Raw genomic sequence first — 17,826 nt, 5'->3', positions numbered from 1 at the left:
GAGTACCCACTCCTTTCCACTCTCAACATATAGCGCATGGGGGGCCTTGCGGCAAGACCCGGGTCATACCGCAGAATCGTCGGCCGAGGCCAGAACCTACGGAAATGGGAGAGTCACGAAGTGCGTGTGTTGTTGTCTACGTACGGGTCGCGCGGGGACGTCGAACCGATGGTGGGACTCGCGGTGCAGTTGCGGGCACTCGGCGCGGAGGTGCGGGTGTGCGCGCCGCAGGACGAGGAGTTCGCGGCGCGGCTGGCCGCTGTCGGCGTGGAGATGGTGCCGGTCGGCTCGCCGGTGCGCGCGATGGTGACCGCGGCGCCGCAGCCGGCGGCGGGCCTGCCCCAGCGCGCGGCCGCGTTGGTCGCCGCGCAGTTCGACGCGGTCGCCGCGGTGGCCGAGGGGTGTGATGCGGTGGTGGCGACCGGCTTGATTCCGGCCGCGGCCGCCGCGCGGTCGGTGGCCGAGAAGCTGGGCATCCCCTACGTGTTCGCGGCCTTCTTTCCGTCCTACCTGCCGTCGCCGCACCACCCGCCGCTCGCTTGGCCGGGCCGGCCGCTCCCACCGGACGTGACCGACAACCGGGAGCTGTGGGACCTGAACACCGAGAACATGAACGCGTTGTTCGGCGAGGCGATCAACACCCACCGGGCGTCGATCGGCCTGCCACCGGTGGACAACGTCCGCGACCACGTCTTCACCGACCAGCCGTGGCTGGCGGCGGACCCGACCCTGGGTCCGTGGCTGGAGCCGGCGGACCTCGACGTGGTGCAGACCGGCGCGTGGATCCGGCCGGACGAACGCCCGCTCCCGGCCGAGTTGGTGGCGTTCCTGGACGCCGGCACACCACCGGTGTACGTGGGCTTCGGCAGCATGCCCATGCGTGACTCGGAGGACGTCGACCGGGTGGTCATCGAGGCGGTACGCGCGCAGGGCCGCCGCGCACTCGTCTCCCGCGGCTGGGCCGACCTGGCCCTGATCGACGACCAGGACGACTGCTTCGCCGTCGGCGAGGTCAACCAGCAGGCACTGTTCCGTCGGGTGGCTGCCGTCGTGCACCACGGCGGCGCGGGTACGACGACGACGGCCGCCCGGGCCGGCGCGCCCCAGGTGGTGGTACCCCAGATGGCGGACCAGCCGTACTGGGCCGGCCGGGTGGCCGACCTGGGCATCGGCGCGGCACACGAGGGTCCGACTCCGACCTTCGAGTCCCTGTCGGCCGCGCTCAGGACTGCCCTGGCCCCCGAGACCCGCGCACGAGCGACCGCCGTGGCCGGCACGATCCGCACCGACGGGACGACGGTGGCCGCGACGATGCTGCTCGACGCGATCAGCCGAGAAAGGCCGCCCATGTCCGCGTGAACCACACGGGATCGTCGAGCCAGGACCCAGAACACGAGAACCTGCAAACCCTGGCGACCTGAACCGACAACGGCCACGGGGTCCACGACAGGCGGAGCGTTGCTCGTCATGGCCACCAGGTTCGTCACGCCGGTCCAGGCGCCTTGCTGCGCGCAATGGTTGCAAGCGGCCGCAGATCGGAGCTTATGAAGTGAACCCCCTGACTACCAGCGCGTTCGACCTTCCCGACCACCTCTCTCCCAAGGCCGACCCGACGCTGATCGCCGGCGATGAGCAGCACTTCGCGGCCATCGCGGAGTGCCTCGAGCAGTCGATCGCCGATCTGTCCGACCGCCTCGATGCCGAGCTCAAGGCGCCCGGCGGCGTAGGCCGGCAGGCGATGGACCGGGACATGGAGATCCACCGGCTGACCGCTCGCCTGCGCGCACTGCGTCGCTTCGGTTTGGACCTGTGCCTCGGACACATGGTCAGCGCAGACAACCCCGAGCCCGTGTACGTCGGACGGCTTGGCCTCAAGGACAGCGCGGGTCGTCGGCTGCTGCTCGACTGGCGTTCCCCCGCGGCTGAGCCGTTCTTCGGAGCCACCCACGCCAACCCGATGGGTCTGGCAAGCCGTCGCAGGTATCGCTGGACCCGCGGCCGGACCAGCGACTACTGGGACGAGGTGTTCACCCCGGACGGGTTCGTCGGGCACGCCGCGCTCGACGACCAGTCCGCCTTCATCGCCAGCCTGGGCAGCAACCGGTCGCCACGGATGCGAGACGTGCTCGGCACCATCCAGGCCGACCAGGACGCCATCATCCGCGCGGGATCCCGCGGCGCTCTCGTCGTCGACGGCGGTCCGGGTACGGGGAAGACCGTCGTCGCTCTGCACCGCTCCGCCTACCTCCTCTACTCCGACCCTCGCCTCGGTCACCGCCGGGGCGGCGTGCTGTTCGTCGGTCCGCACCAGCCCTACCTGGGCTACGTCGCCGACGTCCTTCCCAGCCTCGGAGAGGAGGGCGTGCAGACCTGCACGCTGCGGGACCTCGTCGCCGAGGGAGCCGGAGCAGCGATCGAGGCCGACCCGAACGTGGCCCTCCTGAAGTCGTCCGCGAACCTGATGAAGGCGATCGAGCCGGCCGTCAGGTTCTACGAGGAGCCGCCCACCAAGGGGATGACGGTCACGACCCACTGGTCCGACATCTGGCTGAGCGCCGACGATTGGGCCGCGGCGTTCGAAGCAGCAGACCCTGGTACTCCGCACAACGAGGCGCGCGACCAGATCTGGGAGGAGCTGGTCACGATCCTGGTGGACAAGCACGACGGCGACGCCCCGGCCGACCTGCTCCGCAAGTCGCTGCTGCAGAACAGGGAGCTGCTCACGACCTTCAACCGCGCATGGCCGCTGCTCGAAGCGGCTGACCTCGTCGGAGACCTGTGGTCGGTACCCGCCTACCTGCGGAAGTGCGCTCCCTGGCTCAGCCCCGATGACGTTCAGCAGCTGCAGCGCGGGGATGCCCAGGCCTGGACGGTGTCCGACCTGCCGCTCCTGGACGCAGCACGGCAGCGGCTCGGCGACCCGGAGGCGTCACGACGTAAGCGTCGGCACAACGCCTCTGTCGCCGCCGAACGCGATCACATGGCCAACGTCATCGACGCCCTGCTCGAGGCCGATGCCGACGGTGAAGGTGCGGTGACGATGCTGCGCGGACAGGACCTGCAGGACACCCTGGTCGACGAGAGCGCATCGCCCGGCACCGAACCGGACCTGCTCGCCGGCCCGTTCGCGCACATCGTCGTGGACGAGGCTCAGGAACTGACCGACGCAGAGTGGCAGATGTTGCTGCTCCGGTGCCCGTCCCGGAGCTTCACCATCGTCGGGGATCGCGCCCAGGCCAGGCACGGGTTCACGGAGTCGTGGCAGGAACGGCTCGAGCGGATCGGGCTCGACCGGATCAACCTGGCCTCCCTGAGCATCAACTACCGGACGCCGGAAGAAATCATGGCGGAAGCCGAACCGGTCATCCGGGCCGTGCTCCCGGACGCCAACGTGCCGACCTCCATCCGCAGCAACGACGTCCCCGTCGTACACGGATCTGCTTCGGATCTGAGCTCGATCCTCGACACCTGGCTCGCCGCACATGCCGACGGGATCGCCTGCGTCATCGGCGATCCCACATTCAGGACGACGTCCCGCGTCCGGTCGCTGACCCCGGAGCTGTCGAAGGGGCTCGAGTTCGACCTGGTCGTCCTCATCGACCCAGAGGCGTTCGGCAAGGGCATCGAAGGAGCGGTCGACCGCTATGTCGCGATGACCCGAGCGACCCAGCAACTCGTCATCCTCACGAGCTCCTGAGTTCGCGCAGCAATTCCTCGGCGATCCTCAGGTGCCGGTGGCCCGGCTCCAGGATGCGGCGCGCGTCCTCGGCGACGCGTTCCAGCTCATGGCCGGCTTGCTCCGGCCGGCCCGCTGCCGCCAGGGCCCGGGCCAGGTCGAGTCGGGTGTGGAGGACGTGCGGATGGTCGGCTCCGAGGAGCGTGGTGCGGTCGGCTGCCAGCTGGGCGAAGCCGGCACATGCCTCCTCGGTCCGGCCGGCACGGGCCGCGAACGAGGCCAGGCTGCTCCGGACGGCCAGCGTGTGAGGGTCCGTGGGACCGAGGCTGCGCAGCGCGTCGGTCAGCAGGTCGTGCATCTCCCGCTCGGCCCGTGCGAGGTCACCGTGTACTCCTGTGAACCAGATGAGGCTGCGCCGGGTGGCGAGCGTCTGCGTGTGGACCGGTCCATGGACACGTAATCGGTCGTCGAGCAACGCGCGCAGCTGCCGCACCGCCTGGTCGGGGGCCTCGTCCTCGCCGGTGTTGTAGGCGAGTTGGTGCCGGGCCGCGAGGGTGTCGGGGTGGTCGGGTCCCAGCTCCCGCGTGGTGTCGTCGACCAGTGCCCGGAACAGGGCGGCAGCCAGCCGGGGGTTCTCCGTTTCGCCCATGAAGAAGGCGAGTTGGTGCCGGGCGGCCAGGGTGTCGGGGTGGCCCGGCCCCAGGGCGGCGCTCCGCTGCCGGGTAATGCGCTCCAGTGCCGCGACCGCCCGGCGCGGCTGCCCGGCGTCCCCGACGGCGATGGCGAGCGAGAACTCCGCACCCGGGACACCTGCCCGTCGGGCGCGCTCCAGCGCGACGGTCGCCCGGGTGAGCCGTGCCTCCTGATGCGCGACGAGGCCCAGGTCGTAGGCGTCGGCGGGGGTGACCCGGAGGAGGAGCGCGTCCCAGAGGTGGTCGGGCACCGGGGGCAGGTCGGGTGCGTTCATCAGGTAGTCGAAGGCGAGATACCCCTGGCTGTAGTTGCCGATCAGCAATCCGCTGGTGGCGTAGGCGGCCTGGCAGGCCCAGCGCATCGCGTCGTCGAAGTCCTCGGGCTGCAGGTCGCCGCCGCCCCGTCCGTCCAGGTACGGCGTGTGCAGGTCGCGCAGCCAGTCCCGGGTCACCGGGCGTCGCAGACCGGCTCGACGGCAGTCGACCGCAGTCGCCACCACGGCCGCGCCGCGCGGGTTCGCCCCCGGCGCCCAGGCGTTCTGCCAGGAGGCCAGCAACTCCGGCCCGGCCGCGATGATCTCGGCAATGCCGAAGCGGTCGCACCCATTCAGGGCCTGCCCGATCCGTGGATCGTCGCGATAGGGCTCCGCCCGACGGCATTCGGCGGCGGACCACCGCCGTGCGAGGCGGATGGTGACCGCCAGGCGCAGCACCTCGCGCTGGACGCGCCAGGCGTCGCGGTCGGAGCCGGTCAGCCGGCTCTCCTCACGGGCGTCGTAGCGGCGGTGCTCCTCCGACCGCATGGTCGCCAGTACGACGACCCGTCCGGGGCGCGCGTCGAGCAGTCCGGCGAGCGCGGCAACGGTCAGCCCCGAGGCGCCCAGATGGTCCTCGATGTCGTCCAGCCACAGGACGGCCCGGCGTCGGCGCCGGGCCGTCCGGAACGCCTGCGGGAGTGCCGCGCGGGTCATGGGACGGACGAAGGCGTGGGCGGGGAAGCAGGACCGGGCGACCTCGTAGGCGAGCCTGGTCTTGCCCGCCGTTGACTCCCCGACGACGAGCACGAAGGGCGCCCGCGCCAGCGCCCGGCGCAACTCCGGTTCGAGATCGCGCTCTATATAGGGCGGCGGGCCGATCCCGTCCGTTGCCGGGTCCGGTTCGGCGGCGTGCACCCCCGCGAGTTCCGGACGGTTCACGTGCCGGACCCGCGGTATCCGGCCCGACCTGGAGCGCAGCAGCTCGCCACTGTCGTGCTGCCCCCGCTGTGGGCGCAGCAAGTCGGCCATCAGGCTGTACACCGTGGTGACCGCCGCGCCGATGCCGGTGGCGAGCGGTCCGGACGTCCAGATGGCGGCGAGCATCAGCGCGAGCGCGCCGGCCGCGACCGCGGCCAGATAGCGAAGCCAGCCCTGTCCGCGACCGCTCCCTCGCCACAGATACGCCGACATGGCGCCCCCTCACGTCCGTCCGCGTGCCTCCATTCTCGTGGCGGGGGGCGCGGTGTCGAGGGGCCGTGGCACAGCACCCTCGGCAGTTCGCGGAACTGTCGTGGAAGTGTGCTGAGTTGGCGTAGCGAGTTGAGGTCTTCTCGTCTGCGCCGAAGCGGAGGCTGGACGGCACTTCCGCCCCCGTTGGCAGGTCAGCCAGTTCCACGGTGTTCTGCAAGAGCGACAGGTGTGGGTAGCATCCGCCCCCAACAGTTGTACAAGGAAGGTGAGCTGTCATGCCCGAGGGCAATCCCACTCTGCAGTTCCAATACGCCAAGCAGGTCGATGCCGATCTGGAGCGCAACAGCAGAGAACAAGAACACATCAGGTCCGAGGCTGCCGCACTGCAGGCCCGGCTTGAAGCACTCCAGAAAGACCACGAGCTGCTGGTGAGTTTGCAGGCGACCCTGGGCACTCCACCCGTGAAGCAGGCCAAGGCGGCCAAGACGGCGACGGTTCCCGGGGCACGGCGCACAAAGACAAGCACCGACACCGACAAGCGCCCCAGCAAGACGGCAAAGCCGAAGACCGAAGCGAAGGCGAACAAGAGCGCGCCTCCACTGCGGGAACTTGTCGTCGCCGTCCTTGCCGGGCACCAGGAGCCAAGGTCGGCAGCCGAAGTCGCCCAAGAGCTGGCACAGACACACCCCGAACGCACGCTGAGCGTCACTGTAGTTCGCAACGCCCTCGAGGCATCAGTGGCCAAGAACCAAAGCGAGCGGACCAAGCAGCAGAAGTCCGTCTACTACAGCACCGTCAAGAAGGAGTCCGCAGCGGAAGAGCCGGCTGCTGCGCGGAGCACAGTGGACGCGTAGCCCACCGGTGTGCCCCCGGCGGTTACCGCCTTGGCGGGGACGGGCTGGGGCCGGGCTGCGGGCCGTAGGCGGTCAGGAAGCGGTCGCGGAAGGTGTCCATCCGCCAGACCGGGGCCTTCGGGCCGGGCTTCAGGCCGTCCTGCCAGCCCCAGCCGGAAATCTGGTTCATGACGGCCGGATCATGGGCGACGATCGCGATCGGTACGTCCCGGCCGGCGTCCTCGCCGGTGACTATCGGGGCGGGCTGGTGGTCGCCGAGGAAGACGAGGACGGTGTCGTCGTCGCCGTACTTCTCCACGTAGGAGATGAGGCTGTTCAGTGAGTACTCGATGGAACGCCGGTACTCGGTGCGCACCTTTTTGGGGTCCCTCCACACCTCTTTGGGGTCCTTGCCCGCCTTGTTGATGGCGTCGTAGACCGAGCCGTCACCGACCTCGTCCCAGCCGATCATCTTGGGGATGGGCGCCCAGGGGTTGTGGCTGGAGACGAGGATGATCTCCGCCATCATCGGCTCGCGGCCTGGCTTGCCGTGCTCCAGGCGTTCGAAGGCGGACAGGCTGTACTGGTCGGGTACGGGTGCCCAGCTGAAGTTCGGGCCTTTGTAGCCGAGGTACCGGGAGTCGTAGATGCTGTCGAGGCCGTAGAACTGCCCCTCCGGCCAGGCCCGGGTGACGCCCGGCATGATCCCGACCGTCCGCCAGGCGCCTGCGCGCTGGAAGGCGCCGGTGAGGGCCATGCGGTCGCTTGAGGTGACGCTGTCGTAGCGCTTCTGGTTCTTGATCCACAGGCCGGACATGAACGTGGAGTGGGCCAGCCAGCTGCCGCCGCCCGCTGTCGGCGAGGTGAGGAAGGCGCTTTGGGAAGAGAACCCGGCCGCGCGCAGCCGACTGGTCCCGTCCGCCAGCAACGCGCCGACCTGCGACGCCATCCGCGGGTCCTCGACCGCGCTGCGGCCGTAGCTCTCGATGAAGGCGAAGATGACGTCCTTGCCGCGCAGCCCGGTCAGCAGCTGGTCGGCCGGGGTGTCGCGGAAGTCGTCGGCGGCGGCCTCCTTGGCGAACTCCCGCTCGTCCTTCAGGCCCGCACTCACCTGGCGCGCACGGTCGTGGACGAGCTCGGCCGTGCTTCTGGAAGCGAGCGGTGCGCCGGCTATCTGCACGCCGAGCGCCGCGCAGGTTATCCAGACGGTCCCGAGTACCAGGAGGGTACGGGTCGCAGCGGCTCTGAGCCGGACCATGAGGTGGCTCAGCCGGACAACCGCCAGCGTCATGAGGACGAGCAAGGCGAGGACGAGGACCACGAGCCCGATGACGGCACCGATCGCGCCGGCCCGGCCGACCGAGTCCCTGAGGAACGCCTCGGCGTCGTCGAACAGGATCCAGTCGAGCATCGGGTCGAAAGGCCGGTCGAGAGCCGAGTAGAAGCCGATGTCGAGGAACTTCAGGATGGTCAACAGTCCGAGTCCCACCCCGGCGAGCACAGCCACCACCTTTTTCGCCTTCGGGGGCAGGACGAGCAGCAACGCGGCACCGAAGATCCCCTCCACCGGGATGCGCGCGAACGCGCTGGGCGTGAGGCGGGTGGGCTCGTTCGGCAGGAGGAGGGCGAAGAGCACAAGCACGGCGGCCAGGGCAGTGGTCACCCAGGTTATGGTCCGAGCCGCGGTCGGGTGCTTGCCCCGCCAACCGCCGCCTGCGACAGCCTCGTCCGCGTCATCCGCGTCATCCGCGTCGTCACTGACGGCGTCACCTGCGGTGGCGTCCTCACCAGCGCCGGTGCCGTCACTCGCGGCGGCGTCCTGACCAGCGGCGGTGTCCCCCGGCGGCAGGCCCTCCTCCGTGGGTGTCTTGTCCGTGTTCGGCAGCTGACGAGAGCGCGTGAAGAGCGACAACCCGAAGGTCCTTCCGTGCGAAGCCCGGTGGTGGCACGACGGACCAGGCTCGGGAGGTCGGGGCCGCCGTTATCAGTACGGCTTGCAGGCGGCTTCAGTTCAATCACCAGGGTCGCCCGCGCGGGGAGCGTACGCCGGTGAGGGTGAACCCGGCCACCGGCGAGTGCTCCGCGACCGCGAGGTGGCGGGCCGCGGTCGACACCGACGACGAGTGCCCCGATCTGCCCCCCGACGAGCAATTCGGCAGGCTGGACATGCGACGGGGGACTGGGCGCCGACGGCACTGCACTCGTGCCGGCCGGGCAGTACGAGACTGACCAGCTACTTCACCGTTCTATAAACGCGGTAAGTGTGGGTAGCATCCGGCATCAACACACCCACGAGGAAAGAGAGCTGTCGTGCCGGAGGACAACCCCACCCTGAAATCCCAATACGCGAAGCAAGTCGCTGCCGACATCGAGGCCAACGCGAGGGAACAAGAACGCCTCAAGTCCGAGGCTGCCGCACTGCAGAACCAACTCGACGCGCTGCAGCAGGATCACGAGCTGCTGGTGAGCATGCAGGCGGCCCTGCGGACCGTCCCCGCAAAGGAGACCACGGCGGCAACGACCTCAGTGGTTCCCGGCGCGCGGCGCGCCAACACGGTTGCCGGCAAGGGCAAGCGCCCCAAGAATGTGCCAAAGCCGAAGGCACATGCGAAGGCAGATGCGAAGGCACAACCTGCCGGGCCGCCGCTGCGTGAACTCGTCGTCGCCCTGCTCGCCGAGCACCAGGAACCGCGGTCAGCGGCCGAGGTCACCAAAGAGCTGGCGCAGGCACACCCGAAGCGCACGGTGAACGTCACACTGGTGCGCAACGCCCTGGAAGCGTCGGTCGCAAAGAACCAAAGCGAGCGCACCAAACAGCAAAAGTCCGTCTATTACAGCGCTCTCACCGGCAATCCCTCCGCGGAACAACCGGCTCCTTCGGCTGGGTGAGACCTGGGTTGCGTGTTGGGCTTGTGGTCCGGTCGGAGTTCGCAGACACGGGCCTGCGTCGCGGCAGCCGTGCGGTGCGGCATGCTCCGAGCGGACACGTTCACGGGCCTGTGGTGCCCGGGGTTTTCGTGCTGCGGGTGTGGTAAGTCGCCAGCCCCCACTGGTGATCGACCGCCGCGTGGTCTGGGTTTGCGTCGCTTATGCCTTCGTCCTGGGCTCGGTCGTGTTGCATCCGGCGCTCGTCGCCTCTGCGGGGCGCTGCCGGGCACCGGCCATCACGGCCCAACGGCACGGAGCCGTACGCCAGACCTGCGCGTACGGCTCCGTGTGTGTTGCCTGTTGCGCGCGCGGGGTTACGTGTCGTCCCAGCTGAAGAAGCGCCAGGCGATCGCGGTCATTACGGCACCGAAGAGCAGCATGCCGCCCATCGTCGGCAGTACGTCCATGACTCCGCCGCCACGACTGAGCACGGATTCGCTGCCCGTCACCAGGTACCGCAGGGGCATCACGGAAGCGATCCCCTGCAACCAGCCCGGGGAGTCGTCGAGCGAGAAGAACGAGCCGGACAGAAACGACATCGGCAGCACCAGCAGCTGCGCGAGGCCGCCGGCCGACTCCTCGGTCTTCGTGACCGCGCCGACCAACAGGCCCATCGACATGAGGGAAAGGGTGGCGCAGGCGATCAGTGGCAGGATGAGCCACCAGTTGCCGGTGAGCTGGAGCCCGAAGAAAGGCAGCGTGGACACGCCGAGGAAGAGCGCCGTCTGGCTGAAGGCGATGAACATGGTCACGCCGACCCGGGAAGCCACGACCGATCCCGCGCTGATCGGGGACAGTCTCATCCGTCGTAGCACCTGCTTGCGGCGCAGGGACACCAGCGTCAGTGCCGTGCTGAACACCGCGCCCGAAGCGATCGCCCAGCCCAGCAGCCCCGGGGTGATGTACTGGATGGGCTTGAGGGACTCGTCCTCGACCTTCTGACTGCTCAGGGTGTACGTCGGCGGCTTGCCGGTGGCGGCCACATTGGCCCGCTCCAGCAGCGTGTTGACGGCTCCCCGGACCGTACCCGCCTTGACCTGGTCGGTGGCGCTGTAGTGGAGCACGACCGTGCCACCGGGGCCCTGTTTGATCAGTGCGTCGTAGTCGCCCTTCTTGACCTTGGCCAGCGCTTTTGCCTCGTCCGTCACGCGAGTAATGCTGAGCACCTTGTCCAGCTCTGCGCGGTCCTTGCCCCGCACGGCGTCCAGCACCTGCACGCTGCCGACTTCCGCGACCTTGGCGTGCCCGGTCGTTTCTCCTCTGAAGAGGGTGCCGAAGAGCAGCAGGAACAGCACAGGAAAGACGATCAGGAAGAAGACGGCTCCCTTGTCCCGGGCGAAGACCAGGTACATCACGCGGGACAGCTCGCGGAAGGCGCTGAGCCGCTCGGCCTTCTTCCGGTCCGACCCCGATCCCCGCCCCGGCGCCGTACGCCTCTCCGGCGCCAGGTCCGCCTGCCCCTGCGTTCCCTCGGCCGTCGCCTCCTCGGTGTGATCGATGCTCACGTGCGCAACTCCCGTCCGGTCAGCTGGAGGAAGACGTCCTCCAAGGTTGCGCCGCGTACCTGCAGGCCCCGCAGCGCGCCCTGGGCGGCCAGGACCGACAGCACCGGCCCGGGCACCCGGGTGGACAGCGTCAGTGACACGCCGTCGTCTTCGACCGCCGAGATCTCGGCGTTGCCCGCGGCGAGGAGCTCACGCACGGCATCGGTGGAGACCAGCCCGGACTCCACGCTCACCCGCACCGTGTCGTCCAGCTCCCGGACCAGGGCGGCCGGGGGGCCGGTCCTGAGCACCTTGCCGTGGTCCATCACCGACACCCGGTCGCAGAGGATCTCTGCCTCATCCATGTAGTGCGTGGTGAGGACCACGGTGCGGCCCTCCCGGTTGATGTCGCGCAGGAGATCCCACAGGTTTCGGCGGGACTGGGGGTCCAGGCCGGCGGTGGGCTCGTCGAGGAAGACGAGTTCCGGGTTGTGCACCAGACCGCAGGCGATGGACAGCCGCTGAGCCTGCCCGCCGGAGAGTTTCTCGGCGTGGATCCCGGCGAACTCCGAGAGCCCCACCCGCTCCAGCCACATGTCGGCCTCGCGGGCGCTGATGCGGTAGAAGGAGGCGAAGAGGCGGATGGTCTCGCGTGTGGTGAGCCGCTCGTAGAACGACGAGGCCTGGAACTGCACACCGATGCGCGGCAGCAGCTTGGTGTTGCGGGGCCAGGGGCTGAGACCGAAGAGCTCGATACGGCCCTCGTCGGGTTCGCGGACGCCTTCGAGTATCTCCAGGGTGGTGGTCTTGCCCGCGCCGTTGGGGCCGAGAAGGCCGTAGAACTCACCGGTCTCGATCGTCAGCGACACCCCGTCGACGGCCTGGATGTGCTCGTAGCGTTTCTTGAGATCTTCCGCCTTGATTGCCGCTTTGATCGCGGCTGTCATGACACGCCGACCGGGACGGGGCAGGCGTGCTCCGCAGGACGGTCCGAGAGTTTCTGCAGGTCCATCACTCGACGTCGCTCTCTTCGTGGTCGGTGGGGTTCGGGTGCCGGCGAACCGGGGCATCCGTCCGAGTGCCGGCTTCCGGTGGGCCAAGCCGAGGCGAGGAGCCGATCGGCGGTGGGACGGCCCCAGCCCAGCACGGTTCGCGGAACTCCGGCCAGCGGCAGCCCCGAACTCTAGGGAATTGCTGGAACGCCGCCGGCCCGTCGAACCGGGCCGGGCCGCCCCGGCATCCGTCAGCTCATCAGGCCCGGCGCGGTTCTCACGTCGACCTCGGCCGGGGGCGCCCGAGGGCGCGATGGAGTCACCGCCGGGCGCGATGTAGCCACTGCCGGCGCTTCGTTGCCCGGATTTCCCTAGACAACCTCGGACGGCATACGCCACGTCAGGACGGCGGTGCTAGCGTCCGAACCCGTTCGGCCGCGCGAATCTCCGATTCCCGGTCGTGGCTGCCAGACCTGTGTCTTTCCGCATGCCCGTCCCGGCGCATCGAGGGCCGCCCCGGTCTGCCTCCGTCAACATCAGGAGACACCTGTGACTGATGTCCAGCCCGCTCCCGACATTCCCGCTGCCACAGAGCCGGTTCCTATCGGCAAAGTGAGGCTCAGGGACTTGCGCAGAATGACGGCTCATGTACCGCGCTTCCTCACCGGTTTGCGTGAGGAGTACGGTCCGATCATGCGCATCCCGTTCGGGAATCAGTACGCTTTCGTAGTCAGCGACCCCGACGTGGTCCAGGACGTGATCGTCGCGTCCAGCCGTAAGTTCGACAAGGATGCCCAGAAGGTCGGGCCGGGTCCCGACGACTGGGGATCGACCCTGGAGAGGGTCCTGGGCAAGGGATTGGTCACCAGCGCGGGCGACTATCACCGCAAGCAGCGCCGGCTCATTCAGCCGGTTTTCCATCGGCAGCGGATCGCGGGGTACGGCGAATCGTTTGCCAAAGTTGCTTCGGAGGCCGCCGACAAGTTCTCCGACGGAAAGCAACTGGACTTTCAGGAGGCGATGTACGAGCTGGCTCTGGGCATGGTGACCAGGACCCTCTTCGATGTTTCACTCGACAGCAATGTCGCATCGACCATCCGCACGGCGTTCCCCCGCAAAGGCGGGCCCCTGCGGTGGGAGATGAGCCCCATCTGGAAGTTCCTGCTGTACCTGCCACTGCCGGCGAACCGTCAGTTCAAGCGCGGCCTGAGCAACGTCGACGCCATCCTCTACGAAATGATCGAGGAACGTCGCCGAGGATCCGGCGAGGGCGAGGATCTGCTGTCGGTGCTCCTCACCGTGCAGGATGCCGACACCGGCGAAAAGCTGGACGACAAGGAGCTGCGCGACGAGGCGATGACCCTGCTGATGGCCGGGCACGAGACCTCGTCCGGAGCCCTCACCTGGGCCTACTACCTGCTGGGCACCAATCCCGAAGCGAGGGAGCGGCTGCACGCGGAACTGGACGAGGTGCTCGGAGACCGGCTGCCCGAGGTCTCCGACCTGCCACGTCTGAAGTGGACCGATGCGGTGTTCACGGAGGCGCTGCGGTTGTATCCCCCCGCCTGGATCCTTGTCAGGCGCGCGGTGACCGAGTTCACCGCTCACGGATACCAGATTCCGAAGAACAGCGTGATCATAGTGAGTCCCTACATCGTGCACCGCGACCCGCAATGGTGGCCGGAGGCCGAGCGCTTCGCCCCGCAGCGGTGGGTCGACTCCGATGACGGTGACCCGCTGAGCGGCCACGCGACAGCTCCTGGACGGCCCAGAATGAGCTACCTGCCCTACGGTGCCGGACCCCGGCAGTGCATCGGCAACTCCTTCGCGCAAATGGAAGGTGTCATGGCGCTGGCCACGCTCAGCAGGAAGTGGGAATTCGAGCCGGTCGGCCCGCCCCCCACCCGCGTGACGAGCGACATCACCCTCCAACCCCGGGGCGGCCTGCAGATGATCCCGCGGAGCCGGCGCTGATCGAAAGCCGTCCGGCCACGTCAAACAGTAGGGGTACCCCTAGATGCCCCGGGGCCTGCGGGACGAAGGCCGCAATCAAGCTCCAGTATGGAAAAGATCAGAGCATCGATCGTTTCGCAGCCGCGCGGCAGTCGGACCCGGCCGGAATGCGCAGTCGGCGGTGAGTCGGATCCGTCCGTAAGGTGGAGGCTGTGGCCGTGTTGCCAGAATGCGGAATTTCTTCGGAAGAAGCCGTGGCGGTTGTCGGAATCTCCTGCCGGCTTCCCCAAGCGCCCGATCCTGCTACGTTCTGGCAGCTGCTCCGGCATGGCGAAAGCGCCGTGACGGAGACACCGGGAAACCGGGCCGTGACGGAGACACCCGGAAACCGGTGGGACACGGACTCACTCGACGATCCGGCCGTTTCGACGGTGGACCATACGCACACGCCACGGGGCGGGTTCCTCGACCGCGTCGATCGATTCGATCCCGGCTTCTTCGGCATATCGCCCCGCGAGGCCATGGTGATGGACCCTCAGCAGCGGCTGATTCTGGAACTCGGCTGGGAGGCACTGGAAGAGGGCGGAATTGTTCCCCGAAGGCTCCGGGGAAGCAGGACCGGCGTATTCGTCGGAGCGATCTGGGACGACTACGCCACGTTGGCGCGCAGGCTCGGACTGGAGGCCATCGGCCAGTACACCCTCACAGGGCTCAACCGTGGCATCATCGCCAACCGGCTGTCGTACCTCCTGGGTCTGCGCGGTCCCAGCCTCACACTGGACACCGGTCAGTCCTCTTCGCTGGTCGCCGTCCACATGGCATGCGAGAGCCTGCGCCGAGGCGAGTCCGACCTCGCGCTCGCGGGCGGCGTCAACCTGACTTTCGCACCCGACAGCATGGTCGCCTCGGCCAGGTTCGGCGGGCTTTCCCCGGACGGCCGCTGTCACACATTCGACGCCCGCGCGAACGGCTACGTCCGCGGTGAGGGCGGCGGCCTCGTCGTCCTCAAGACACTCTCTCGCGCCGTCGCCGACGGTGACCTGATCCACTGCGTGATCCGCGGCACCGCGATGAACAACGACGGTGGTGGTGAAGGCCTGACCGCGCCTGACCGCGCCGCTCAGGAGGACGTCCTGCGGGAGGCCTACCGCAGGGCCGGTGTGAACCCCACCGATGTGCAGTACGTGGAACTGCACGGCACCGGGACGAAGTTGGGCGACCCCATCGAAGCGGCGGCCCTCGGTGCGGTGCTCGGCCATGCCCGGCCCGCGGACTCCCCGTTGCTCGTCGGATCCGTCAAGACCAACCTGGGGCACCTGGAGGGCGCGGCCGGTATCGCCGGACTCATCAAGGCGATCCTGTCGGTCAGCAGGAGAGAGATCCCGCCCAGCCTGAATTTCCGGACGCCCAACCCGGCCATCCCGCTCGACAGCCTGAACCTGCGGGTCGGCACTTCGCTGAGCCCATGGCCGCGGGCGGACGAATCCCTGCTGGCCGGGGTCAGTTCGTTCGGTATGGGCGGCACCAACTGCCATGTGGTGCTGTCGGACTGGACCACCCCGCAACCGGCCGTCGGCCTCGACGCTGCCGCCGACGACGGGGCGGAAACCGGGGGGCTGCTCGCCCGCCGACCCGGGGCGGCCGACGCCCCGAAGATGCTGTGGGCGCTGTCGGGCCGCAACGAACCTGCCCTGCGGGCCCAGGCCGGTCGGCTGCTGGCCCATGTGAAGGCGGATCCGGGTCTGTTGCCCGCCGACGTGGGTTTCTCGCTGGCCACGAGCAGGACCGCCTTCGAGCATCGCGGCATCGTGCTGGGCCGGAACCGCGACGAACTCCTGCACGGCCTGGAAGCCCTGGCTGAGGGCGCGGGCGCCCCCGGCCTCGTGGAGGGACGCCCTGGCGCCGACGTCACCCAGAGCGATGACGCCCGTGGTCCGGTGTTCGTCTTCCCGGGACAGGGGGCGCAATGGGCCGGAATGGGACGGGAGTTGCTCGACTCCTCGCCGGTCTTCGCCGCCTCGATGCAGGCATGCGCGGAGGCGCTGGATCCATTCGTGGAGTGGTCTCTGCTGGATGTGGTGCGGGGCGTTTCCGGCGCGCCTTCCCTGGACCGCGTCGACGTGGTCCAGCCGGTGTCCTGGGCCGTGATGGTGTCGCTGGCGGCCGTATGGCAGGCATGCGGAGTGGTGCCGTCCGCGGTGGTGGGGCATTCGCAGGGTGAGATCGCGGCAGCGTGCGTGGCCGGTGGGCTGTCGTTGGAGGACGGCGCCCGGGTGATGGCGCTGCGCAGCCGCGCGCTGACGGCGGTTGCGGGCCAGGGCGGAATGGTGTCGGTGGCATTGCCTGCGGCGGAGGCGGAGCGCGAACTCACCGAGCGATGGCCGGACCGTGTATCGGTGGCGGCGGTGAACGGCCCCGGGGCGGTTGTGGTGTCCGGCGACACGGACGCCCTGGAGGAACTGCTGGCCTGGTGCGAGCAGCGCGGGGCCCGGTCGCGGCGGGTGCCGGTGGACTACGCGTCGCACTCGGCACACGTGGAGGCGATCGAGAGCGAGCTCGTCGACGTACTGGCCGCAGTGGCGCCGCAGTCCGGGCAGGTCCCGTTCTTTTCCACGGTGGAGGCGGCTGTCGTGGACACCGCCACGCTCGATGCCGGCTACTGGTATCGCAATCTGCGCCAGCCGGTCCGCTTCGACGAAGCGGTCCGTGGGCTGCTGGAAGACGGCCACAGCGTCTTTGTCGAGGTCAGTCCTCACCCCGTACTGACCGGCGCGCTCATGGAGACCGCCGATGGCGCAGGCACCGACGCCGTGGCGATCGGATCGCTACGCCGGGACGAGGGTGGCAGCGATCGACTGCTCACCTCGCTTGCCGAGGCGCACGCCTCCGGTGTCGCACTGGACTGGTCGGCGCTGTTCGCCGGAACCGGTGCGCGACGGGTGGACTTGCCTACCTACGCCTTCCAACGCCGTCGGTACTGGCTGGAGGGTGCTTCCGGTGACATCGTCCCGGAAGCGCCTCTGCCTCTGTCCACGGCGGAGGACGACCTGCCCGAAGCTGAGGACACCGATCGCCTCGACGAGCAGCCGCAACTGCTGAGCCGTCTGGCCGACGCCTCGGACAGCGAGCGGCGTAGCGCGATGCTCCATGAGATTCGTACGCACGCCGCGGCCATCCTGAGTCACGCGTCCCCGGATCAGGTCGAGCCGCGATGGACGTTCAAGGGCCTCGGGTTCGACTCTTTGACCTCCGTGGACCTCCGCAACCGCCTCAAGACGGCGACCGGACTGAGCCTGCCGACTTCACTGCTCTTCGACTACCCGACCCCGACAGCGCTGGCCGGCTACCTGGCCGACGAGGCGGTGGGCCGCGAGCAGGATGAATCCGGATCCGTACTGTCCGCCATGTCCCGGGTGGACGACGATCGGGTGGTGATCGTGGGGATGGCGTGCCGGTTCCCGGGCGGCGTGGAGTCTCCTGAGGATCTGTGGCAGCTGGTCGTGGACGGCGGTGAGGGAATCGGCGGGTTCCCGGCGGATCGTGGGTGGGATCTGGAAGGGGTGTTCGACCCGGATCCGGGGAAGCTCGGCAAGACCTACGTACAGAAGGGTGGGTTCCTCTACGCCGCGGGATCGTTCGATGCGGGGGTGTTCGGGATTTCGCCGCGTGAGGCGTTGGCGATGGATCCGCAGCAGCGGCTGTTGCTGGAGACATCCTGGGAGGCGTTCGAGCGGGCCGGGATCGGTCTGGAGTCGCTGCGGGGGAGTCGGACCGGTGTCTTCGCGGGGGCGATGGGGCAGGACTACGGGTCGTGTCTGCG

General features: G+C 68.9%; 10 protein-coding genes. 6 read left to right on the top strand and 4 right to left on the bottom strand.

What is annotated here, in order from left to right:
- Positions 1-120: 120 nt before the first annotated feature.
- Complete coding sequence (locus ACZ3H8_RS31620) at positions 121-1,359, top strand: glycosyltransferase (protein ID WP_467407666.1); 1,239 nt, start codon at positions 121-123, stop codon at positions 1,357-1,359.
- Positions 1,360-1,549: 190 nt separating this feature from the next.
- Positions 1,550-3,697 carry an RNA polymerase recycling motor ATPase HelR gene (helR, locus tag ACZ3H8_RS31615; protein ID WP_467407665.1) on the top strand — a complete coding sequence of 716 codons (2,148 nt, stop codon included), beginning with the start codon at positions 1,550-1,552 and terminating at the stop codon, positions 3,695-3,697.
- Here the strand turns inward: helR and ACZ3H8_RS31610 are convergent.
- The gene (locus ACZ3H8_RS31610; protein WP_467407663.1) at positions 3,684-5,816 is read right to left on the bottom strand and encodes a tetratricopeptide repeat protein; all 2,133 of its coding nucleotides are present in this window, start codon (positions 5,814-5,816) and stop codon (positions 3,684-3,686) included. The genes helR and ACZ3H8_RS31610 overlap by 14 nt on opposite strands.
- Before the next feature lie 275 nt (positions 5,817-6,091).
- Between ACZ3H8_RS31610 and ACZ3H8_RS31605 the strand changes: the two genes are divergently transcribed.
- Positions 6,092-6,670, top strand: coding sequence for a hypothetical protein (locus ACZ3H8_RS31605; protein ID WP_467407662.1), 579 nt, complete (start codon positions 6,092-6,094; stop codon positions 6,668-6,670).
- A 22-nt stretch (positions 6,671-6,692) separates the two neighbouring features.
- Here the strand turns inward: ACZ3H8_RS31605 and ACZ3H8_RS31600 are convergent, their stop codons facing one another.
- Positions 6,693-8,561 (bottom strand): LTA synthase family protein, encoded by a 1,869-nt coding sequence (locus tag ACZ3H8_RS31600; protein WP_467407661.1) that lies wholly within the window; start codon positions 8,559-8,561, stop codon positions 6,693-6,695.
- Between the two features lie 398 nt (positions 8,562-8,959).
- Here ACZ3H8_RS31600 and ACZ3H8_RS31595 point away from each other — a divergent pair, with 398 nt between their 5' ends.
- Positions 8,960-9,538 carry a hypothetical protein gene (locus ACZ3H8_RS31595; RefSeq protein ID WP_467407659.1) on the top strand — a complete coding sequence of 193 codons (579 nt, stop codon included), beginning with the start codon at positions 8,960-8,962 and terminating at the stop codon, positions 9,536-9,538.
- A 353-nt stretch (positions 9,539-9,891) separates the two neighbouring features.
- Here ACZ3H8_RS31595 and ACZ3H8_RS31590 read toward each other — a convergent pair whose 3' ends face one another.
- Complete coding sequence (locus tag ACZ3H8_RS31590) at positions 9,892-11,082, bottom strand: ABC transporter permease (protein WP_467407658.1); 1,191 nt, start codon at positions 11,080-11,082, stop codon at positions 9,892-9,894.
- On the bottom strand, positions 11,079-12,008 hold the full coding sequence (locus tag ACZ3H8_RS31585; RefSeq protein WP_467407657.1) for an ABC transporter ATP-binding protein: 930 nt from the start codon (positions 12,006-12,008) through the stop codon (positions 11,079-11,081). Before ACZ3H8_RS31585 ends, ACZ3H8_RS31590 begins: the two co-directional genes overlap by 4 nt.
- Before the next feature lie 681 nt (positions 12,009-12,689).
- Between ACZ3H8_RS31585 and ACZ3H8_RS31580 the strand changes: the two genes are divergently transcribed.
- On the top strand, positions 12,690-14,027 hold the full coding sequence (locus tag ACZ3H8_RS31580; RefSeq protein ID WP_467407872.1) for a cytochrome P450: 1,338 nt from the start codon (positions 12,690-12,692) through the stop codon (positions 14,025-14,027).
- A 215-nt stretch (positions 14,028-14,242) separates the two neighbouring features.
- The coding region (locus ACZ3H8_RS31575) for a type I polyketide synthase (RefSeq protein ID WP_467407870.1) at positions 14,243-17,826 on the top strand (3,584 nt) is incomplete at its 3' end.

Source organism: Streptomyces sp. NPDC002868, from assembly GCF_055563295.1.
This window is presented reverse-complemented; position numbering and strand designations above follow the sequence as displayed.

Coding starts and splice junctions, on each gene's coding strand:
- ACZ3H8_RS31605 (WP_467407662.1), top strand. CDS start 6,092: ATGCCCGAGGGCAATCCCACTCTGCAGTTCCAATACGCCAAGCAGGTC.
- ACZ3H8_RS31585 (WP_467407657.1), bottom strand. CDS start 12,008: ATGACAGCCGCGATCAAAGCGGCAATCAAGGCGGAAGATCTCAAGAAA.
- ACZ3H8_RS31580 (WP_467407872.1), top strand. CDS start 12,690: ATGACGGCTCATGTACCGCGCTTCCTCACCGGTTTGCGTGAGGAGTAC.
- ACZ3H8_RS31610 (WP_467407663.1), bottom strand. CDS start 5,816: ATGTCGGCGTATCTGTGGCGAGGGAGCGGTCGCGGACAGGGCTGGCTT.